General features: G+C 64.4%; 12 protein-coding genes. 11 read left to right on the top strand and 1 reads right to left on the bottom strand.

Annotation, left to right across the window (positions count from 1 at the left end; all coding sequences use genetic code 11):
• The first annotated feature begins 117 nt into the window (after positions 1–117).
• Positions 118–999: an alpha/beta fold hydrolase gene (locus ACIG5A_RS43040; protein ID WP_397251300.1), complete on the top strand. Its 882-nt coding sequence runs from the start codon at positions 118–120 to the stop codon at positions 997–999.
• A 397-nt stretch (positions 1000–1396) separates the two neighbouring features.
• Positions 1397–3019, top strand: a complete 1623-nt coding sequence (locus ACIG5A_RS43035; protein ID WP_397251298.1) for a hypothetical protein — start codon at positions 1397–1399, stop codon at positions 3017–3019.
• 74 nt (positions 3020–3093) lie between these two features.
• Here the strand turns inward: ACIG5A_RS43035 and ACIG5A_RS43030 are convergent, their stop codons facing one another.
• Positions 3094–3627 (bottom strand): hypothetical protein, encoded by a 534-nt coding sequence (locus ACIG5A_RS43030; protein WP_397251296.1) that lies wholly within the window; start codon positions 3625–3627, stop codon positions 3094–3096.
• Positions 3628–4412: 785 nt separating this feature from the next.
• Between ACIG5A_RS43030 and ACIG5A_RS43025 the strand changes: the two genes are divergently transcribed.
• From ACIG5A_RS43025 to ACIG5A_RS42985, 9 genes are all read left to right on the top strand, one after another.
• Positions 4413–16115, top strand: a complete 11703-nt coding sequence (locus ACIG5A_RS43025; RefSeq protein ID WP_397251294.1) for an amino acid adenylation domain-containing protein — start codon at positions 4413–4415, stop codon at positions 16113–16115.
• A gap of 20 nt (positions 16116–16135) precedes the next feature.
• Positions 16136–17161, top strand: coding sequence for a TauD/TfdA family dioxygenase (locus tag ACIG5A_RS43020; protein WP_397251292.1), 1026 nt, complete (start codon positions 16136–16138; stop codon positions 17159–17161).
• Position 17162: 1 nt separating this feature from the next.
• On the top strand, positions 17163–17669 hold the full coding sequence (locus tag ACIG5A_RS43015) for a cobalamin B12-binding domain-containing protein (RefSeq protein ID WP_397251290.1): 507 nt from the start codon (positions 17163–17165) through the stop codon (positions 17667–17669).
• A 2-nt stretch (positions 17670–17671) separates the two neighbouring features.
• On the top strand, positions 17672–18976 hold the full coding sequence (locus tag ACIG5A_RS43010) for a methylaspartate mutase (protein WP_397251563.1): 1305 nt from the start codon (positions 17672–17674) through the stop codon (positions 18974–18976).
• Positions 18977–19397: 421 nt separating this feature from the next.
• The gene (locus ACIG5A_RS43005; RefSeq protein WP_397251288.1) at positions 19398–19745 is read left to right on the top strand and encodes a nuclear transport factor 2 family protein; all 348 of its coding nucleotides are present in this window, start codon (positions 19398–19400) and stop codon (positions 19743–19745) included.
• Positions 19746–19839: 94 nt separating this feature from the next.
• Entirely contained in the window at positions 19840–20583 is a 744-nt protein-coding gene (locus ACIG5A_RS43000; RefSeq protein WP_397251286.1) for an SDR family NAD(P)-dependent oxidoreductase, read from the top strand.
• Positions 20580–21449, top strand: coding sequence for an LLM class flavin-dependent oxidoreductase (locus tag ACIG5A_RS42995; RefSeq protein ID WP_397251284.1), 870 nt, complete (start codon positions 20580–20582; stop codon positions 21447–21449). Before ACIG5A_RS43000 ends, ACIG5A_RS42995 begins: the two co-directional genes overlap by 4 nt.
• A 46-nt stretch (positions 21450–21495) precedes the next feature.
• Positions 21496–21705, top strand: coding sequence for a hypothetical protein (locus tag ACIG5A_RS42990; RefSeq protein WP_397251282.1), 210 nt, complete (start codon positions 21496–21498; stop codon positions 21703–21705).
• A 181-nt stretch (positions 21706–21886) separates the two neighbouring features.
• A complete protein-coding gene (locus tag ACIG5A_RS42985) occupies positions 21887–22375 on the top strand; it encodes a hypothetical protein (RefSeq protein ID WP_397251280.1) in 489 nt (162 codons plus the stop codon).
• Positions 22376–22482: the final 107 nt, after the last annotated feature.

Below are 22482 nucleotides of genomic sequence, written 5' to 3'. Positions count from 1 at the left end.
TCGGCCGACCCGTCGTCGACACGCGGAGGGGAACCGAATTTCGGGCTCGCGCATCGGTATTCAACGCAACGTCGTGTTTCGAGGTGCCACGCGTCCGCCGGCTCGTATCCTGCTGACGTGACCTCTCCCACGCCGTGGACGATGACGCTGCAGGGTGTGACGGTGGGCGGTATGGAGTGCGGGGATCGGTCCGGGTATCCGGTCCTGGCATTCCATGGCGTGCCCGGTTCGCACAGGGAGGCCGTCGTCTTCGGGGACGATGCGGCCGCGGCGACGGGATTGCGGCTGATCGCGATCGATCGTCCCGGGATGGGTGCGTCGGCGATGTCGCCGCGTCGCCGGATCATCGATTGGATCGATACCGTGACCGCGGTGGCCGATCGGCTCGGCTTGGATCGGTTCGCGGTGCTCGGCGCCTCCGGTGGCGGCCCGTACGCGCTCGCGTGCGCCTACCGCTTGCCCGACCGGGTGGCCCGGGCGGTGGTCGTCAGCTCTCCCGCTCCGTTCGGCGACGGGACAGCCGACAGGGGTGCGGGCGATGTGCGACGTGCCGGTGGGCTGATGGTGTTGCGGCGGTTTCCGTTTCTCGCGCGACCGGCCGCGGCACGCATGGCCGCGGTGACGCGTACGCCGCGCGGAATGGCGGCGATGATCGCGCGGATGTCGCCGACCGATCGCGAGCGGATCGCCGGTGACGACGAACTGCTCGGCAAGATCGACGCCAACATGCGTACCGCGTTCGCGCAAGGCAGCCGTGGCGTCGCGGCCGATCTGCAGGTGCTGTTCGCGCGTCCTTGGGGTTTCGAACTCACCGATATCGCTGTGCCCGTGGTGGTTTGGCAGGGTGATTCCGATGGCAACGTCCCGGTCACCGATGGTCGGCAGCTCGCGGACAACCTCCCGAACAGCACGCTCATGATCGTCGAGGGCGCCGGTCACCTGCTGTTCGTCGATCACGCCGCGGCGATCCTCGAGTCGATCCAGGCAAACCAGACATAACACCTTCGAGTCGCGGTTGAGCGGAGCGCGACCCCCCTATCTTGACCGTGGTGGACGAACTCGGCCGAGACCGCCCGCCGCAGACCATCGGGGTCGGTGTCATGCACAGGGAATGCGGCGATACTGCCAGGTCAGCGCGGAATTGCCGGACAACCAACAGCGGCGAGCCACGTGCTCGATCGGTCGTTGGTCACGCCTGCGCCCACCCCACGGCGGGCGGAGTCGAGTAGCGAGCCTCATGAGGGACGCTAAGGTTTTTGTGTTCTAGGCGCCATCGTTCGAACTTGGGATCTGATGAATGGTTGAGGTAGAGATCGCGCGGCCGCAAGCTTCTGCCGAGTTGCGTGCGGACTTGCGGAATCGACGTGGTCGGTCGTGGTGGACAGCGTCGGCGGCGGTGTTGGGCGGCGTGCTGCTGCTGGCATGGCAGGCCACGCGATACGGCAACTGGCTGGTGGACGACGCGGGAATCACCTTCGCCTATGCGCGAAGTGTCGCCGAGGGTTCGGGTCCGGTGCTGCAGCCCGGCGCGGAACCGGTGGAGGGATTCTCCAATCCCACTTGGCTTCTGGTGCTTGTCGTAGGCAAATGGTGTGGCCTGTTCGACCGCGGCACCCTCTTCGGCATCCCGGACTTCGTCGTGTATCCGAAAGCCGTTGCGCTGCTGTGCTGCGCGGGCATTCTCGCCGCCTGCTACATCGCCGCGCGAAGAGTGTCGCGGTGGCCCGCGCTGGTCACCTTCGTGACCGGCGTTGTGCTCGCGGCGATTCCGTCGTTCGTGATCTGGTGCTTCTCCGGCCTGGAGAACTCGTTGTTCGCGCTGGCGGCGTGCGTGCTGGCCGTCCGCCTGTTCCTTGCGGTGCTGGACCAGCGACTGTGGACACCGGCGGTGGCGGTGACCGCCGGTGCGATAGCGGCGTTCGCGGCACTGACCCGGCCCGACGGCCTGATCTATCTGGCCGCATATCCTTTGGTTTCGCTGATTCTGGTCCGGCGCGCGACCTGGCTCACCGGACTTCGGCACGTGCTGTATTCCGGTGTCGCGTTCGCGATTCCGTTCGGGGCGTATCTGGTGTGGCGGTACAGCGAATTCGGCAGGCTCGTCGCCAATACGGCGGTGGCCAAACATCAGGCGATACCGACCGTGCACGATCTGACCAGGGCCGGGGAACTGGTGCAGTATGCGGGTGCGCCGGCGGTTATCGCGGCCGTAGGCGTGGTCGGGCTCGCCTTGGCCGCACCGAGCAGATGGCGTGACGGCGTTGTCGCACTGCTGGTTCCGCTGGCGTTGGCGATGATCGCCTATTGCGTACTGCAGCCGGACTGGATGAAGCAATTCCGCTTCGCCACTCCGGTGTGGGCCCTCGCCGCGTTCGTCGTCGTACTGTCGGCGGCGGAACTCCTTGCCAAATTGCGCACGCGGGGCCGGATATTGATCGCGCTGACGCTGGTCGGCGCACTGATCCCGTCGGGTGTCGCGTTGGCCGACGAAGCCGAGTCCTACCGCGCCGATTCGGATGTCCCCCTGTGCTGGATCGCCCTTCGCTTCGGGCGCTACTTCAACGGCTACGCCGACATCCTCGATCTCCGGCAGGGCACATTGCTGGCGCCCGACATGGGCGGCAGTTCGCTGACATCACGGCTGCGGCTGATCGATATGGCCGGCCTCACCGAATCACGGATCGCGGACATCTACGCGGGCAAGGACACCATCAGCCTCGAGGACTACGTATTCGAGGACCGCAAACCCACTTTCGTGCACACCCACGGCGACTGGTGGCGCAACGAACTGACCCTCGACCCGCGAATGGCCCGCGACTACCACCAGATCCAGCGATACCAAGACGCGGCGTTCGGCGTCGACGAAGACTGGGTCCGCAAAGACGTCGTCCGCGACGACCAGCAACTCCAACAACTACGCCAGTACTCGAGCACCGTCCTGCCACACCTACTGCCCGACTACCAGAAGACGGGTGCGTGCGGACCGGTACTGCGCCCAGGACAAACCGTTCCCCGCTGACGAGGTCTGCGGGTCCACTCGGAGAGTGGACGGATTCGGCAGCACCACTGAGCTATTCGACGGCTAGCGGCATTTCACTGCGGCTCGCTCGGTCGTTCTGTGGAATCCGAAAGGTCGAGCGGGAGGTGGCTGGTCAGTACGTTGGTCCAGGCTCGCTGCTCGGCGGTGTCCGGAATGGGGAGGTCTCGGGCCCGTTGGAGTTGGTGCCAGGCGATGTCGGGGTCGGTGCCGGTGAGGATGAGCAACGAGGCGGCGAGCAGGCTGGAGCGACCGATGCCGAACCGGCAGTGGGTGACGATGTGTTTGCCATCGCACAGCATCCCAGCCAGCCGCTTCAGTGTGGGCAGGATCGCATGCAGGTCGGGGACGCCGCGGTCGGGGATCGGGATGGCGACAAAGTCCAGTCCGGCGACCCGGGCGGCGGCGGGTTCGCCGATCAGGCCGGTGTCGTGGAGTTCGGGTGTGGTGAGCGCGCAGACCAGGACATCGACGCCGGCTGCCCGCAGGGCGGCCATCTCATCGGGTAGCCAGTCGCCGCCGCGCGGTTTGGCCATGATGCTGACCCGGCCCGGGCCGGAGCTGCTGGCGGTGTAGAGGGTGGGGCGCATGGGTTACTACTTCCGATCGGGTTATTGGGTGGGGTGTTCGATGAACAAGAGCAAGGCACTGCCGGGCCGGGCGTCGAGTTCGCGCGGTGCCGGGCCGGCCGGAGTGGGAGTCTCCTTGGGGCGGAACGCCTGACGGAGCGGCCGATGCCTCCTCGTCGAGCCGGCCTCTCCACGGCAGGTCAACACAACCTCCTTCAAGGACGGTGCACTGGCACAGGACAACTCACGGTGGAGTCGGCGTCAGGTGTTCTTACTGGTGCGGCAACACTGAACTCGGCTGGCTTCAACCAGATGAACCGTCGGTGAACGTATTGCCGTAGGTGTCGGCCCCCGCGCAATCGACGACCCGACGCCGATCGTGCCGGGAGAGCGGCGGCGAGCGATGTCCTGACATCGCCTGCGAGACAGCATCTTCGAGCTGAGCCGCATCCATGCTGGTCCGGCGGCGGCCGCTGGTCCCGGCCCCAACCGACAGCCTTGACACCTTCTCGATGTACCCGCGATGGTCGGCCGAATTGACCTGAGACAAGAATTCACCCGGGCGACAAGAATTCACCTGAGTCTGTAGCTTGCGCACGCAAGCCATTCACTACGCGGGATGCCGGGCAGTGAACAATAAATGATCGCGTAGTTATTTTCGCACAACGCGAAATCGACCCGCATGCTGTACCCTCCGAAAATGGTCACGGAGTTCGACCCCCGGAACTGGATTCCTCGGCTCGGGTGAGCGATTTCTACACCATTGGCTTCTGCATGTCTTGTGTAGGTTCAAGTTAGGAATCTTCGTGGTTGATCAGGTCTCCGCCGTCTCCTACCCGTTGACGGCGAACCAACATGCTGTGTGGTTATCCCAGCAGCTGGACCATGATGTGCCATTCAACCTCGCAGTGTATCTCGATATCAGCAGTGAGATCGAGATCGATCTGGACACAATGTGCGCGGCGGCCCGGCAGATGATATCCGAGACGCCGACTCTCCTGGTGAATGCGGTTACCGAAGCCGGTGCGCCACGCCTGATTCGAAGAGAGTTGGGCGCGTGGACCCCTACCGTGGTGGACTTGGCAGGATCCGGCACGGCACCCGATGATGCGATGCGGCTGATGGCGGAGCTGGCCCAGACCGGATTCGACCTGGAACATGATTATTTGTTCAGAATTCATCTGATCAGGCAGTCGGCACAGCGGATATTCATCTGCTATGTGTCGCACCATATCGTCAGCGATGGCGCGGCCGCCGCGCTCCTCGCGGGGCGGCTGCTGGAGCTGTATTCGGCGGCCGTTTCGGGTACAGCGGCTCCGGTCGTGACGAATTTGGATATCGCGGCCTTCCATGCGGACTCGACACGGTATCGGGAATCGGAGCGGTTCGGTCGCGACCGCGATTTCTGGGCCGAGTACATGGATCCGACGGTGGAGCCGCTGCGTCTTCCTGGGAAAGGTTCCAGCGCAGCCCCGACGGTCGTGCTGCACGGTACCGAAATGGATCCCGACGAGTTGCGGCTACTGACCAAGAATGCCGAGCGAATCGGCGCGCAGTTGCCTGCGACATTGATGGCCGCTGTCGGATTGGTCATGGGCTCATTTTCGCATAGCCGTGACTTTTATATTCAATTGCCGGTAGCGAACCGGGTAGGCCCGGCTCGACGGACGCCCTGCTTGCTGGCGAATACGATACCGGTGCGTATTTCCTTGGATCCAGCGTCGACATTCAAAGATTTGACATTCGGAGTGCAGTCGGAGATGGGCACCGTCCTTCGGCACGCCAAATACAATATTTCCGACATTCGGCGGGATATTGTCGAAGCCGGTAATGATCCAACGGTGACAGGTGTTTCCGTGAATATCATGCCGTTCAAGGCGTACTTTCCGGTCCCGGGTGGCCAGGCCGAGGCCCATCCCCTCCCGATCTTCGCGGAAACGGCGGTGACGGTCGTCATCATGTACGACCTGGCCGCGGGCAGTGACCTCTATGTCGAGGCGCGCGCCGACAGCCGGCTGTACGGCACCGATGACATGCGTCGCCTCGTCGGCTCGATTATTACGTGCCTGCGGCGGATCACCGACGGTATCGAAACGCAGGTGGCGGATATCGAGGTGATCGACGCCGCCGAGCGCGCGCTGGTGCTGGACCAGTGGAATGTCACGACAATGCCGGTCGACGGCAATGCGACGCTGGTGTCATTGTTCGAAGAACAGGTGCGGCAGTCCCCGAATGCGACCGCGGTGGTATTCGAAGGTGTGCGGTTCTCCTATGCGGAGGTGAATGCGCGAGCGAATGTTCTCGCTCGGCATCTGATCGATTCGGGCGTTGGCGTGGAGTCATTGGTCGCGGTGGCGCTGCCGCGCTCGGTGGAGCTCGTGGTGACATTGCTGGCGGTACTCGAGGCCGGTGCCGCGTACGTGCCGATCGACACGGACTATCCGGCCGATCGGATCGGTTACATCCTTGCCGATTCCGGTGCGGCAGTGGCGATTACGACCGCGGCCGTCCGCAGTGCGCTGCCTGACGCGGCAGCGTGTGTGCTGATCGAGGATCTCGATCTCGCCGCTTATGGCGATGTGAACGTCTCGCACGCGGAGCGCCGCGGTGTATTGCGGTCGTCGAATGTGGCGTATCTGATCTATACGTCGGGATCCACCGGACGACCCAAAGGGGTCGCGGTCGCGCACGGGGCGTTGGTGAACCGACTCGTGTGGATGCAATCCCGCTATCCGCTCGACGCGCGGGATGTGGTGCTGCAGAAGACACCGATCAGTTTCGACGTCTCGGTGTGGGAGTTGCTGTGGCCACTGGTGGTGGGAGCGCAGATGTTGTTGGCCGCGCCGGGCGGGCACCGAGATCCCGCCTATCTGGCCGATCTGATCGCGCGGGAGCGGGTCAGCGTCGCCCATTTCGTGCCGTCCATGCTCGCGCAGTTCACGACGGTGCCGTTGCGGGACTGCGTCGACCTACGGCATGTCTTCGCGTCCGGCGAGGCATTGCCTGCCGCTCCGGCGCGGCGATTGCGGGCGGCGACCGGTACCCGGGTACACAATCTCTACGGTCCGACCGAGGCCGCGATCGACGTGACCTTTCACGAGGTGACCGATGCGGATGTGGTGTCGGTGCCGATCGGCGCACCCGTCTGGAACACCCGTATCTATGTGCTGGATTCCTGCTTACGGCCGGTGCCGATCGGTGCGCCGGGTGAGTTGTTCATCGCGGGTTCACAAGTGGCCCGGGGGTATTGGGGTCGGGCGGGGCTGACTTCGGAGCGGTTCGTCGCCGACCCGCATGGCGGCCCTGGTGAACGTATGTACCGTTCCGGTGACGTGGTGCGCTGGACCTCGGGCGGGGAACTGGAATATTTGGCTCGCACCGATGACCAGGTGAAGGTACGGGGTTTCCGGATCGAGCCGGGCGAGATCGAGGCGGTTTTGCGCACTCAGCCGGGAGTGCGCGAGGCTGTCGTGATCGCCCGCGAATCCGGGGCCGACGGTGGCCGGCAACTTGTCGCCTACCTGGTGCTCGACACCGAATCCGATGCCGGCGTGGTGGATTCGCCGCAGGTACGTGGTTTCGTGAGTGAGCGCCTGCCGGAGTTCATGGTGCCCGCGATCGTTGTGGTGCTGGATCGATTGCCGCTGACGCCGAACGGGAAGCTCGATCGCAAGGCGCTACCGGAACCGCGGCCCACCGCCACGGCCGCGTACCGAGAGCCGCGTACCGATCCGGAGCACGTGTTGGCGGCGGTGTTCGCCGAGGTGCTCGCGGTGCGGCGGGTCGGCATCGATGAGGATTTCTTCGCGGCGGGCGGTGATTCCATCCTGGCGATCCAGGTGGTGTCGCGGGCCCGAACGCGAGGATTGCACTTCACGCCGCGCGAGGTGTTCGAGTACAAGACTGTCGCGGGGCTGGCGGTCGTGGCCCGGCCGGCGCGGGCTGCGGTGCTGGCGGAGTTGCCGGGCGGTGGTGTCGGGACCATGCCGTTGACACCGATCATGCGGTCGCTAGTGGAGCGTGGCGGTCGGTTCGATCGGTTCAATCAGCATGTCGTGCTGGAGCTTCCGGCGGGAATCGACCGCGCCGGGTTGGTCGCGACGTTGACCGCTGTGGTCGATCACCATGACATGTTGCGAGCCCAGCTGTTCCGACCACTCGGCGCGGAACCGCACCTGCTGGTGCAGGAGCCCGGCAGCATCGACGTCGATACCCGGGTCCGGCACGTTCGGATCCCCGCATCGTTGACCGATCGCCAGCTCAGCGAGCTCGTACGATCCGAGCTGGCTCATGAAATCGGTTGTCTGGCACCGGAACTCGCGGTGATGATGCGGGCCGTATGGCTGGAGCCCGAACCCGGCCGCTCGGCCGGACGATTGATTCTCATCCTGCATCACCTGGTGGTCGACGGTGTGTCATGGCGAATTCTGGTACCGGACCTGATGTCGGCGTGGCAGCAAATAGGCGCTGGGGCTACGAAACCGGTGCTGCCGCCGACCGGGACATCGATGCGACGGTGGGCGCATGCGCAGGTCGAGGCAGCGCGGACCGGGGAACGAGTCGCTGAGCTGAGCAGGTGGCAGCAGCACGTGGACGGGTGGTCGCTCGGCGGCACCGACACCGGATCGCCCGCGGATGTGGGCACCGTGTCGGGTTCGATTCGGGCGCAGTTGCCTGAACAGGTGACCATGCGGCTGCTGACGAGCGTCCCGGCTCGCTTTCACTGCGGACCCGCCGAAGTCCTGCTCGCCGGTCTGGTACTGGCGGTGCAATCGTGGCGAGCACGTCGTGGGGTCGCGGACTCATCGGTACTGGTGCACATGGAGGGCCATGGCCGGGAGGAGACTCTCGTTGCCGGAGCGGACATTTCGCGGACGGTCGGCTGGTTCACGACGCTGTTCCCCGTGCTGATCGACACTCCGGCGATCGAAAATGCCGATGAGGTGGGCGCCCTGCTGAAGGCGGTGAAGGAGCAGCTGCGGGCCGTGCCGGACAAGGGCATCGGTTACGGACTGCTGCGGTATCTGAATCCGGACACCGCCACGGCCCTGGCGAGTACCGCGATACCGCAGCTGCTCTTCAACTACCTGGGCCAGGTGTCGGAGTCGTCGATCCCGGCCGAGCTGGCCGGGCAGGGCTGGATGCCGGCAGCGGATCCGACCGACTTGGACCTCGGCTCGGACCCGGAGACGCCGGTTCGGGCTGGACTCGAGGTCAATGCGATCGTGCACCGTGGCCGGTTGCGTGCGGAGTTCGGGTTCGTGTCGACGGTGATTTCGGCCGAAGAGGTCGATGAGCTTGCCGCGCACTGGGTTCAGGCCTTGACCTCGATCGTCGAGTCCGCCGACCTGCCGGGCTCGGGCGGACATTCGCCATCGGATTTTCCGTTGGTCGCCGTATCGCAGCACGATATCGATGCGTGGGAAGGGCGCTATGGCGCGGTCGCCGATGTATGGCCATTGACGCCGTTGCAGTCGGGTCTGTATTTCCATGCCCTGCTGGCCAATTCGTCGGTTGATGCGTACACCGCGCAGATCGCATTGACTTTCGATGGTCAGCTCGACGTCGATCGAATGGAAGCCGCTGCGGCGCAGCTGCTTACGCGGCATGCGGCGCTGCGCACCGCGTTCGTCGCCGATACCGCGGGTGTGGTGCGTCAGGTCGTGGCCGAGTCCGTCGAATTGTCTTGGCAGCTGGTCGATCTGACAGACGTGCCGGAGGCGGACGCGGCGGCCGGTGGCGCGGAACTGCGGATGCGGGATCGAGTGACGCCGTTCGATCTGAGCGCGCCGTCGGCGATCCGCTGCACCGTGCTCCGTCATGCGGCCGACCGTTACGAACTGGTGCTGACCAACCACCACATCCTGTTGGACGGCTGGTCGCTGCCGCTGATTGTCGGCGACCTGCTCGCCCTCTACATCGGTGGCGGTACGAAGCAACTGCCGTTGGCCGAGCCGATGTCGTTGCGCCCGTACCTGCAATGGCTGGCGGACTGTAACGCCGACGCCGGTCTCGAGGTCTGGCGCACCGCGTTCGCAGGCTTGGTGGAGCCGACATTGCTGGCCGGGTCCGGGACCGATCGGGTGATGACCCAGGTGGCGCAGGACCACCACACCGCGCTGGACTCGGCATCGACCAGGCGAGTGGTGGAGTTGGCGCGGCAATTGCGGGTCACGGTGAATACCGTCTTGCAGTTCGCCTGGGGCGTGACGCTGGCGGGGTTGACCGGACGCGCGGATGTGGCGTTCGCGACCACGGTATCGGGCCGACCGCCGCAGGTGCTGGGGGTCGAGTCAATCGTCGGTCTGCTGATCAACACGTTGCCGGTGCGGGTGTCGTTGTCCGCTACCGAGACGGTGGCGGAGGCGATCTGCCGGTTCCAGGACGAACAGGCACGGTTGCTCGATCAGCACTATCACTCCGATCTGGCCCGGATTCAGGCGGCGGTGGGTGCGGGTGCGCGGGCGGACACGCTGGTCGTGTTCGAGTCCTATCCGATCGACATCGACGATTTGCGTGGTCTCGCCGACAGCCTGGACGGTGTCGCCATCAACGAGGTCAGCACCGTCGACAGCACGCATTACCCGTTGAGCCTGATCGCGCACCTCGACGGATGCCTGCGTTTGCGTACGAGCTATCGCCCCGATCTGTTCGATCAGACCCGGATCGAACAGATCGTCGACCGGCTGACGCACGTACTGGACGTCCTCGCCGCCGATCCGCAGGCCCGAATGACCGCCGTCGAGGTGATCGACCCGGTCGAACGCCAATCGGTGTTGCATGCGTGGAACGACACGGCGGCAGCGGTCGATCCCGACGCGACCCTGGTGTCATTGTTCGAAGCCCAGGTTCGGCGGGCACCGACTGCGACAGCGGTGCTGTTCGACGGTGCGAAATATTCGTACGAAGAGGTGAATGCGCGGGCCAACATGTTGGCGCGCCGTTTACTCGCTGCCGGTGCCGAGGCGGAATCGCTTGTGGCGGTGGCACTGCCACGGTCACTGGAGTTGGTGGTCACGTTGCTGGCGGCATTGAAGACCGGTGCCGGATATCTGCCGATCGATGTCGAGTATCCGACCGACCGGATCGCCTACCTGCTGGCGGATGCGAAGCCCGCGGTGGTGGTCACGACTGCGGCAATGCGAAACCTTTTGCCCGCCAGTGGGATAGACGCCCTCCTGATCGAGGACAGCAGTGCCGGTCCAGCGGTACCCGGCCCAGCCGAGGTGGATATCACCGACTGCGAGCGTCACCGGGCGCTGCGGTCGTCGAATGTGGCGTACGTGATGTACACATCGGGGTCGACGGGCCGCCCGAAGGGCGTCGCGGTCACCCACGCGGCGGTGGTCAACCGGTTGCTGTGGATGCAGGATCGGTATCCGATCGACGCCGCGGATGCGGTGCTACAGAAGACGCCGTCCACCTTCGACGTCTCGGTGTGGGAATTGTTCTGGCCGTTGCTGGTTGGGGCCCGGATGGTGCTTGCGGCACCGGGCGGGCATCGGGACCCGACCTACGTGGCCGACCTGATCGGACAGGCGAAAGTCACCGTCGCACATTTCGTTCCGTCGATGTTGACGCAGTTCACGGCGGTTCCATTACACGAATGCTCGAGTCTGCGGCAGGTATTCGCCTCGGGGGAAGCATTGACTGCCGCGCCCGCGCAGCTGCTGCGGACCGCGACCGGAACTCGGGTGCACAATTTGTATGGCCCGACCGAGGCCGCCATCGATGTGACTTTCCATGAGGTCACCGATGCCGATGTGGTGTCGGTGCCCATCGGTGCACCGATCTCCAATCTCGCCGTGCGTGTTCTGGACGGTTGGTTGCGGCCGGTTCCGGTGGGCGTGCCGGGTGAGTTGTACATCGCGGGTGCGGGTTTGGCGCGCGGCTATCGGAGTCGGCCAGGTCTGTCGGCGCAGCGGTTCATCGCCGATCCCTTCGGTCCTTCCGGTGCGCGGATGTACCGCTCCGGTGACGTGGTGCGATGGACTCGGACAGGTGAGCTGGAGTATTCGGGCCGCGCCGATGACCAGGTGAAGGTGCGGGGCTTCCGCATCGAGCCGGGTGAGATCGAAACGGCGTTGCTCACCCATCCGGGTATCCACCAGGCGGTGGTGGCCGCCCGCGAACTGACCGTCGGCGGCGGGAAGCAGCTTATCGCGTATGTCGTGCTCGACGCCGAATCCGACACGACCGCAACGGATCTGCGCCGGTTCGTGGGCGAGCGTCTGCCGGAGTACATGGTACCGGCGGCCGTGGTGGTGTTGGACCTCTTGCCGTTGACCTCGAACGGGAAGCTGGATCGGCGTGCACTACCCGATCCGGAGTTCGGCGGCACGGTGCCGTTCCGGGATCCGCGGGGTGCCGGCGAACAGGCTTTGGCTGGTTTGTTCGCCGAGGTGCTGGGTGTGCCGAGGGTCGGTGCCGATGATTCGTTCTTCGACCTGGGCGGTCATTCACTGTTGGCGACGCGGTTGATCGGCCGCATTCGGGCGGTGCTCGGGGCCGAGGTACCGATCGGGACGGTGTTCGCGAATCCGACCGTGGCCGGTTTGGCCGCGCGGCTCGGCGATGAGGTTCGGGTCCGCATCGCGCTGACCGCGCGGGAGCGTCCGGAGCCGCTGCCGTTGTCGTTCGCGCAGCAGCGGCTGTGGTTCCTCCATCAGCTGGAGGGCCCGTCGGCGACGTACAACATTCCGATGGCGGTGAAACTCACCGGTGCCATCGACATCCCGGCATTGGTGGCCGCGATCGGTGACGTGATCGAACGCCACGAGGTATTGCGGACGGTCTACATCGAACGTGATGGTGTCAGTGCTCAGCACATTCTCGAACCCGGCGCGGTCGAGGCTCCGGTCGCGGTGGTCGACGCTTCGGCTGAGCTGGTCACCGACTCGGTGGCCACGGCGGCGGGGTATCGGTTCGATCTGGAACGTGAGATTCCGGTGCGCGCCACGGTGATCGATCGTGGCTCCGAGGGGGTCGTGCTGGTGTTGGTGGTGCATCACATCGCCACCGACGGTTCGTCGATGGTGCCATTGGCTCGGGATGTGTTCAACGCCTACGCGGCACGACGTAACGGAAACCCGCCCGCCTGGGTGCGATTGCCGGTGCAGTACGCCGATTACACACTGTGGCAGCGTGAATTGCTGGGTGAGGCCGAGTCCGCCGAGTCGTTGATCGCACAGCAGCTCGCGTTCTGGCAGGCCGAGTTGGCCGGGTTACCCGAAGTGATCGAGCTGCCGACCGACCGGCCGCGGCCGAAAATCGCCTCGTATCAAGGCGATACAGTCCGATTCGAGGTGCCATCGGAGGTACGTGCCCGGCTGGAGACGATGGCGCACGCACAGGGCGTGACGGTATCCATGCTGGTTCATGCCGGGCTGGCGATCCTGCTGCATCGTTTGGGTGCGGGCCAGGACATCACGATCGGTTCGCCGATCGCGGGCCGATCTGATGACGCGCTGTCGGATCTGGTCGGATTCTTCGCGAATACGCTGGTGGTCCGGGTGGATCTGTCGGGTGATCCCACCATCGGCGATCTGGTTGAGCGGGTGCGCGCGACGGCGTTGTCGGCGTACGCGAATCAGGATGTGCCGTTCGAGCGGCTCGTCGAATTGTTGAATCCGACGCGTTCGACGGGGCACCATCCGTTGTTCCAGGTGGGGTTGGCGTTCCAGAACTTCGACCTACCGGACCTGGCACCGCAGGAGGTGGGCTGCGCGGTCGAAGTGATCGAGTCCGATACCGCCACTGCGCGTTTCGACTTGATGATCGACATGCATCCCCCGGTGGCGACCGGCGGAGTCGGCGTGGGTTTCGCCGGTTCAGTCGAGTACGCCACCGATCTGTTCGACCGGGAAACGGTGGTGCGGTTCACGAACCGGTTCGTGCGCGTGCTCGACCAGATCTGCGCGACGAGCGCGGCCCGGGTCGCCGATATCGAGGTCACCGACGCTGTCGAGCGTGAATTGGTGCTGCGCACATGGAATGCCACCGCGGCACCGATAGCTCCGGAAGCAACCGTGGTGTCGATGTTCGAATCCCAGGTGTGGCGGGTCCCTGACGCGCCCGCCGTGGTGTTCGAGGGTGTCGATTACTCGTATGCGCAGGTGAACGCGCGGGCGAATACCCTTGCGCGCCAGCTGATCTCCGCCGGTGCTGGCGTGGACTCGCTGGTCGCGGTGGCATTGCCACGGTCGGCGGAGTTGGTGGTCGCGTTGCTGGCGGTGTTGAAGTCCGGTGCCGGATATCTGCCGATCGACCCGAATTACCCCGCTGACCGGATCGCGGGCATCCTCGCGGACGCGGACCCGTCGGCTCTGATCACCACGGCAGCCTTGCAGAGCCTGCTGCCGGGTACGGGTGTTGAGACCCTGCTGATCGAGGAGGTATTCGACGCCGAGCTGGGAAACGGACTCGACTGCGCTCCGGGCGCGATGATCACCGCTGCTGAGCGTCGTGGCGTGCTGCGACCGGAGAATCTCGCGTATGTGATCTACACATCCGGTTCGACCGGCAGGCCGAAGGGCGTCGCCGTCACGCACCGGAGTGTGGTGAATTGCGTCAACGCGTGCGCGAGCCTGCTCTGGCAGGATCGACAGCCGTCGAAAATTCTCGCAGCCACCTCGGTATCGTTCGATCTGTCAGTATTCGAACTGTTCCCGGCGATATGCAGCGGCGGCAGTATCGAAATCGTTCGCGATATTCTCGTTGCCGCTGAGCCCGCTGGACCGCTCGGTAATGTGCTGAGCGTTGTTCCGTCCGCATTCGCCGAGGTGATCGACGGACTGGGCGCCCGCCGCGACACGGATATCGACACGATATTCTTCATCGGCGAGTCGCTGAGCGCGCAGCTGGCCGCGAAAGTCAGGGATCTACTTCCCGATACCCGAATCATCAATGGCTACGGCCCTACCGAGGCCACGGTATATATGACTTCGTTCGAGGTGCCCGATAATGTGGCGGCACCGCGTGTGGGTGTTCCGATCGGTACACCGATCAGAAATATGCGGGCGTACGTGCTCGACAGCCGTTTGCGTCCGGTCCCGGTAGGCACACCGGGTGAGCTGTATATCGGAGGGACCGGCGTGGCCCGTGGGTATCACGGACGGCCCGGGTCGACCGCCGACCGGTTCGTCGCCAACCCCTACGGCAATCCCGGTGAGCAGATGTATCGCTCTGGCGATATCGTGACCTGGTCTGCCCTGGGATTACTGGAGTTCATCGGACGCGCCGACGAGCAGGTGAAGATTCGGGGATTCCGCATCGAGCCCGGTGAGGTCGAGGCGGTTCTGCGAAATGCACCGGATGTCACCCATGCCGCGGTGGTAGCCAGGCAACTGCCCGCCGGCGGCAAGCAACTGGTCGGTTACGCCGTAGCCGCTGCCGGGACCACCGTGGTTCCGGCGGCGTTGCGGCGATACGTCGGTGAGCGACTTCCCGAATTCATGGTGCCGTCCGCGGTGGTCGTCATGGACCGGCTGCCATTGACGTCGAACGGAAAACTCGACCGCAAAGCCTTGCCGGATCCGGTGCTCGTCGAACGCGAGTATCGAGAACCGACATCGTCGCAGGAGCGCCTGCTGGCATCGCTGTTCGCCGAGATTCTCGGCGTGGATCGAGTCGGTGCCGACGACAGCTTCTTCGATCTCGGTGGCCATTCGCTGCTTGTGCTGCGCTTGATCCGGCGGGTCCGAACGGTACTCGGCGTGGAGTTGGCAATTCGCACGGTTTTCGAGAACCCCACTGTGGCAGGTCTATCGGGCCACCTAGGCGATGACGGACAGGATTCGGATCCACTGGCATTGGTACTGCCTATTCGTGCGTCCGATGTCGGAGATCCGGTCTGGTGCATACACCCCGGCGGTGCGGTGGCTTGGGCCTATTGGGGCCTGCGTGAGCACATAACCGACCGGCCGATATACGGCGTGCAGGCTCGGGGCGTGGACGGTCGATCAGCCATGGCGGGCGATATCGAGGAGATGGTGGTGGATTACATCGACCGGATCCGCGCCATCCAACCCACCGGACCGTACACAGTCCTCGGGTACTCGTTCGGCGGTGTGGTCGCGCACGCGATCGCGGCACGGCTTCATGAACAAGGGCATCGGATAGCCAGGCTATTGATCCTGGACGCGCCCCCGGCCCGTGGCGACCAGAAGCCCGCAGAGGTGCCGGAGGAAGAGCGGCACAAGGCGGTTGTCGCTTGGATGGAGCAGCGGTTCGGCGGGCTCGGCGACTCCGCCGCCACCAACGACATGGTCGCGGGGCTGGTTCCGGTGATCAGTAACAACGCGGAACTGGTCGCCCGGTTCAAGTCACCGGTGCACGGCGGCAGCGCGGTTGTCGTCCGCGCGCTCGAAGGGCGGCACCAGGAACTGGCAAGTCAATGGTCGGAGTTCGTGCTCGGGCACATCAGCGAATTGGAAGTGGAAGGCGATCACAATGCCGTGTGCGCGCCGAAATCGCTCGGCCGGATAGCAGAACTGCTGCGGCAGGACTGACGAATAAGTTAGGAAATTCTATGAAAACAGTCGATGTCCGGACCCATCGCACAGATATGATCCGCATCACCTTACCGAACGATATTCGAGATGCGATGACTGCCGATCTCGCCGATCTCGATAATCCGGAAGACGATCCGGACCGGGCCACCACCATCGGATACAAGGCATTCGCACTGCTTCCCGATCATATGTTGCAGGCGATTCTCGACTTCGGCCGCCACGTCGACGCACCGGGAGTCGCGCTGGTCGAGAATTTGCCGCGCGACCCTCGATTGCCGCCGACCCCGGCGAATGGCGGTCCGTACCGCGACAAGCCCAGCTATATCGCGGAAGGCGTATTGCTCGGACTCTCGGGGCTACTCGGCGAGCCAGTCGGATTCAGCACCGAAAGAGATGGAAGAATCATCCACGATATCATTCCGACCCAGGACGGCGCATCAACTCAAACCAGTCGGGGATCCGATGTGCTCCTGAATTTTCACAATGACATCGTGCATGATGTCAGCGGGCGTTACGATATCAGCAACCCGGACTTTCTCGTCCTCAATTGCCTACGCGCCGACATGCTCGGCGAGGCGATGACCTGCTATGTCGACGCACGTGACCTTCTCGACAATCTGGACAGTGACGTAGTCGCGGCTCTGCGCGCACCCGACTATCGGCTGAACGCCCCCGGCGGTTACACCCAGAAGTACGCCGATGGGGCGGAAGTGCTCTCCGAACCCGTTCCGCTCATCACCGGGCCGGAGCACTCCCCCGAGGTATATGTTGCGGCCAATGGCGTGAAACGGCTTACCGAAACTGCCGAACAGGCATTCAACGAGCTCCAGCGGGTATGCCGTGAAACCGATATCGGGCAGGTTGTCAAACTCGAGCCCGGCCAGGCTCTCCTCATCAACAACCGGAAGGGTCTGCATTCCCGTTCGCAATTCCGGGCACGTTACGACGGAACCGACCGATGGCTGCAACGCACCTATATCAGAAAGAATCTATGGAATATCCGCGAGCAAGCGTCACCGATGAACCGAAGGACACACCGGTAATATGACAATAATTGAAGATCGAAAGCATTCGATTCCGTCGAGTCCGGTCACGACTGCTCCTGAGCAACGGCTCACAATTCTGCTCACCGGCACCGTCTCCGATGCGCACACCTGGAATCTCGTCTTCCTCAGCATGCTGTTGGAGGAGTGGGGACATCATGTGGTCGTGCTGAGCGCGTGCGTGCCGGAGCAGGAGGTCGTTGACGCCTGTCAGCGCATCAATCCTGATCTCATTGTCGTCAGCAGCGTGAACGGCCACGGCTATCCGGACGGCCTTCGGCTCATCGCGGCCGTGCGCGAGCTGCGCGATCGCAGCGCCCTCCCGGTGGTCATCGGCGGCAAACTCGGCATCGCCGGTGACTGTGACGCGACCCGCACCCATGCACTCATGGCGGCCGGATACGACGCCGTTTTCGACGACATCGGCGACGGAACAATGCTGGCGTCACTGGATGGATTCATCAGCCGCCTGCACGCTCGGCCACGTCCGCCGGGGTTGCCGTCATGACCATCCCCGCTGGGCTCGCACCGTCCGAACCGAGTCGCGCGCGCGACGATCTCGGTGGGTTCGTTCGGCAGGCCGCCGCCGCCCGCAAGCTGGTCATTCAACCCCGCATGGGTTTCAGTGATCCAGCGGTCATGGCCGCGGGATTGCACGCTACGCGGAATGTCGCGGCGGCGACCGTCGGAACGCTGACCCTCGACAGCTATACCCGAACGCTCGATTACCAGGGTATCCAGCAGGCATTCGCCGCGGGGATCCCGATCAACGGCTATCCGTTGGTCACCACCCCGCACTCGGTCACCCAGGCGATGATCGATGACGTGGGCGCTGATTTTCCCATTCAGGTACGGCACGGCTCACCGGATCCGCGAGACATCATCGAAACGATGATCGCCCTTGGTCTTTCCGCGACCGAGGGCGGTCCGGTTTCCTACAGTCTTCCCTACGGTCGCACTCCGCTGCGGAAAACCGTTCCGGCCTGGCGCGAGGCATGCCGACGCCTGGCCGACAGCGCCGAGCACGGCGTTCGGCCGCATCTGGAATCCTTCGGCGGTTGCATTACCGGGCAGTTGTGTCCGCCGAGCGTGCTGATCGCGGTCAGCGTCTTGGAAGCGATGTTCTTCGCTGACCAGGGGCTGACCAGTGTGTCATTGAGCTACGCGCAGCAGACCAATCCGCAGCAGGACCGGGAGGCGCTGTATGCGCTCCGGCGGCTTGCCGCCGAGCTCCTCCCCGCACGCGTGGACTGGCATGTCGTTCTGTACACCTACATGGGCGTCTTTCCGCGAACACCCGCGGGTGCCGGACTCCTACTGAGACGAGCGGCCGAATTGGCGCTGCACACCGGTACCGAAAGATTGATCGTCAAGACTGCTGTCGAGGCGTCTCGAATTCCGAGCATCGCGGACAATGTCGAGGCGATGCAACAGGCGGCGCTGGTGTCGCGCGATGACATCGACAGAGCCACGCTCGACCAGGCGCTCTACCTCGAGGCTCGCCAGTTGGTCTATGCCACACTGGAATTGCACCGCGATATCGGAAATGCTTTGATCACCGCCTTCGAACGTGGCTACCTCGACGTTCCGTTCTGCCTGCACCCCGATAACAGAGCTGCCGCGCGAAGTTATCTCGATTCCACCGGACGACTGCAATGGAGCGACCTGGGAAAGTTGCCGTTGTCCGGCATCGCCGAGGCCGCCGCCCCATCAAGAATGACTTCCGGGGCTCTGCTGCACGCACTGGACTACGTGCGACGGATCCACGACGAACCCGAAAGCCACGAAGGCGCTCTCGCGCGCCGCGGAAGGTGAGCAGGTAGAACCGCGACTTCGACAACGCCATGCGCCCGCGCGCTGAACCGACACTCGCCAGCTGCAGTCGTCTCGCGGGCCTTCCGCAAGCACTATCCGCGACGCCCTGCGCACCTATACGACCGGCCGGAGGACGCGGGGCGAATCGTTTCCGCGCACCAATGACGTGTAGCGGCTATCGGGCGGTCCAATTGGCCAGCACCGCAACAGATTCCGAGAGCGCGCTCATGGTGATGAGGTCGGGCCGGCAGCAGCGCTGCGTCAGTTCTGCACATTGACAACGTTTTTCCGAATTCTGCGCATGGCCGGAATCGCCTTCCATCGGAGCATATGATCCGGATCACACACTATGTACCTCTACTGCGATTGAGGTTCTAGATTCGAATTGCAATATCAGCGCAGTCTCGAAAGGAGTTTTGCCATGTCGACTGATCACACTCGCGAGTTGTTTCAACAGCACCTGAAGTTCTGGAAGGCTGGAGATCTGGACGGACTCATGCGCGATTTCCACCCGGACGCGTACATGATCAGCGCCCGGGGTGTCATCAAGGGGCTGGACAATATCCGCCAGCTCTACGCCCAGGTGTTCGAACACGAGTTGACCGACGATCTGCGTGCCGGGATCTCCTTCGACAAGCAGAAGTACGAGGGCGACGTCGCCTTCAGCGAATGGTCTGGTCCTGGCATCGTCTATGCCGCGGACACGATGGTCGTCAAGGACGGCCTCAAGTGGGTCGAAACCTTCGCCGGGGTATACGAGAACAACTGAGCTCCAACCACATCCGGCTCGGTCGCCGCCATACCGCATCGTCCTCGGCGTAGCGACCCAGCCGGACCCCCGCACCAGCGAACAAGGAGTGGGAATGTTGTCTTTGGATGGAAAAGTGGCATTGGTAACCGGCGGCGCCCGGGGTATCGGCGCGGCCATAGCGATCCGACTGGCTCGCGAGGGCGCCGACGTCGTCCTCACCTACTCCGTCAGTCGACAGCAGGCGGAGGCCGTGGTCGCCGAGATCACCGCGCTCGGCAGGCGCGGGTTGGCGATTCAGGCCGACAGCGCCGACGCCCTCGCCGTGACAGACGCGGTGCACACCGCCGCGGCATTGTTCGGCGGGCTCGACATTCTGGTCAACAATGCCGGGCGCTATGTGGAAGGCCCGATCGAAACCTATGCCGCCGAGACGATCGACGCGGCCTTCGCGCTGAATGTGCGATCGGTGTTCGTCACGACCGCCGCGGCGTTGAAGTACCTGCCGAGAGGCGGCCGCATCGTGACCATCGGCAGCGTCACCGCCGAGCGCGCGAGCATGCCGGGGCAGATCCTGTACGCATCGACCAAATCCGCGCTGCTGGGATTGAATCGGGGACTGGCACGCGAACTGGGGCCCCGCGGCATTACGACGGTCGTCGTGCAGCCCGGCCCGACCGCGACCGACACGAATCCGGAAAACGACGGCGCACGCTCCGATCGGCTGCGCGCGATCGCCCCCATCGGCAAATTCGCGCAACCGGAACACATCGCCGATGTCGTCGCCTTCCTCACCGGCCCCGACGGCGAATTCATCACCGGCACCGCGATTACCGTCGACGGCGGGGTGAACGCATGACCACCGGACGATCGATGCGAATCGGAATCGGCATGCCGAACAATGTCATCGGCGCCACCGGGCCGATGCTCGTGGACTGGGCCCGGCGCGCGGAGGAACGGGGATTCGACAGCCTCGTAACAATCGACCGGATCACCTATCCCACCTACGATCCGCTCATCAGCCTCACCGCGGCGGCGAGTGTGACAAGCCGAATCGAGTTGAGTACCAACATCCTTTCCGCACCGCTGTATCAGCCCACCCTGCTGGCCCGCAGCGCCGCCGCGCTCGACGACATCTCCGGTCACCGGCTGTCGCTCGGCCTGGCGCTCGGCGGCTACCGGGAAGATTACGCGGCCGCCGGAGTCGACTACGCGCGCCGCGGCGAGATTTTCGATCGAACGCTGACAGCGATACGGCAGTTTTGGCATGGCGATCAGTTCATCTGCGATGACAGCATCCGCCGCACCGCATCGATCCCGATACTCGTCGGCGGTTCGACCGCGCCGGCCATCCGGCGGATCGTCCAGCACGATGGCTGGGCCGGCGGCGCCACCCGCGACTACGCCGACCTCGGCGTGTTCGCGGATCGGCTGCGCACCGCCTGGCGCGACGCGGGCCGGACCGGGCAACCCCGCCTGCGCGCCTCGGTCAATTTCGCCCTCGGTGATGCCGCCACGGTCGCGTCCGGGCGCGCACACCTCGCCGCGTACTACGAGCTCCTGCCCGACTTCGCGCCGCATTCGGTGGCCCAGCAAGTCTCGGACAGTGTCGACGTCAAAGAGGTCATACAGGCCTACGGCGACCTCGGCTTCGACGAGTTGATCTTCCATCCCGCCGTCGCCGCCACGGATCAGATCGACCGGCTCGCCGACCTCGCACTATGACGCAGACCGCCGCAACACCGCGCTCGACGTGGTCAATGGCTATTGGTTGGCAACGCTCAATGACCTTGCCTCCGACGGCACCTCGACCATCCTCACCACCGGGCAACTCACCGCCCCACTGCGCGTGGACAGCTACGCGGCGAACCTCCCGCGCGGCATGACGATTCCGGCGCTACCGCTGGAATACCAGCTCAAACCCGCTCCTGAACCCCAGCGCATCGAGCTTCGTCGACATCCCCTCGGTCGCCCGAGCTGAGCACGCAACGGTGGTTCGCTGACCGGAATGGGGGGCTCGCTGGCCTGACGGACCCCCGACGGCATGACCCAGATCACTTTCTTCTGTCGCGCTCGCAACTTCATGGCAATCATTTCTCATGCCGATGCGCTACCGCAGCTTTCGCGCACTCGGTACCAACCGGACCAGAAAGGATTGCGACATGAAACTCGTAGACCTGGCTTCCGCCACCGTCGGCGCCACCCTCCTCACCGCCCTCGTCTTCACCGCACCCCAGGCCGGCGCGGACCCCGTCCGGGGTGCGTGTACCGGTGGCACCATCACCTGGAACGGCAACGGCGGAAACATCGACCTCGGTGGTGACATCACCGGTTGCAGCGGGCACGGCCCCATTACCGCCGCGCGGTTGCGCGGCAAGATGACCAGCGGCAACTGCGCCACGACCAGTGGGCAGAACGACATGTATCTCGACTGGAGCGACGGTCAGACCTCCCATCTCGTCGGCACATACGCCACTCCGCCGAACGGATTCTCCGACAACACGCTGCCCGTCGTCGACGGTCTCGGCGCGGGCCAGAAGGTCCATGTCGTGGCCCAGTACAACTTCACGAACCCCTCGACGTGGGGCTTCTGCTTCGGCACGCCGAACAGCGGAACCGCGCAGGTGCTCGGCGCGAGCTTCGTCTCCTGATCGATTCCCGCACGGTGGAGCCTCGTACCGCTGAAATGCGAAGGAGCCGTAGTGGCTGCCGGCCGGCGTGCTGCCGGCCGGTGCCGCGATCCCGCGTGAATCCGCCT

Origin of the sequence: Nocardia sp. NPDC052566, assembly GCF_044547285.1 — a bacterium.
GTDB lineage: Bacteria > Actinomycetota > Actinomycetes > Mycobacteriales > Mycobacteriaceae > Nocardia.
This window is presented reverse-complemented; position numbering and strand designations above follow the sequence as displayed.